Here is a 627-nt window from a genome sequence, read left to right as displayed (position 1 = left end):
AAGGAACGGCGTCGTCGAATTCCACGACAGGCGGTTGAGCGCGGGCGCCAGCCGCGCCGACGACACGAAGCGCGGATCGCCGAGCGCCGGGTCGGCATCGGCGCCGCCCGCAAGCGTGCGCAGCGCCGCCGCGTAGTCCGTCCACGCCGCGGCGAACTTCGCCGCTCCCGGCAGAGTGGCAGCGACGACGGCGCCCTTGCCTTCCGTCAGCGGCAGTTGAAAGGCCAATCCCTCGCGCGGCATCGTGGCCTCGAGGATCGCCGGCGTCGCCTGGGACACCCACTTGTCGAAATCCGGTTTCGCAGCGGCGCGACGATCGTTGCGCTGCTTCGAGGCGGCGGCAATCTCGCCGGGCAGAGCGTCCCAGCGCGGGCGGTCTTCCATCGACGGCACGACGAGGACGGGACCACTGTCTTTGACATTGCCGTCCTTCGGCGCCTGAGTCGTGTTCCGGAAAAAGGCAGCGAGGCTGTAGTAATCCTTCATCGAGATGGGGTCGAACTTGTGGTCGTGGCACTGGGCGCAGTTCGCCGTCAGGCCCAGCATCACCCAGCCGAAGGTCTGCACCCGGTCCGCGGCGTAGTTGGCGAGATTCTCCTCGTCGATGGTGCCGCCCTCGTTCGTGGT

At 68.1% G+C, this 627-nt stretch carries 1 protein-coding gene; it reads right to left on the bottom strand.

The genetic code is table 11. From position 1 onward, the window contains the following. The coding region (locus tag JNK74_29320; GenBank protein MBL7650277.1) for a DUF1549 domain-containing protein at positions 1-627 on the bottom strand (627 nt) is incomplete at both ends.

Source organism: Candidatus Hydrogenedentota bacterium (assembly GCA_016791475.1).
In the GTDB taxonomy this organism is placed as follows: Bacteria; Hydrogenedentota; Hydrogenedentia; order Hydrogenedentales; family JAEUWI01; genus JAEUWI01.
The sequence above is the reverse complement of the archived record's forward strand: the minus strand, read 5'-3'. Positions and strand labels throughout refer to the sequence as shown.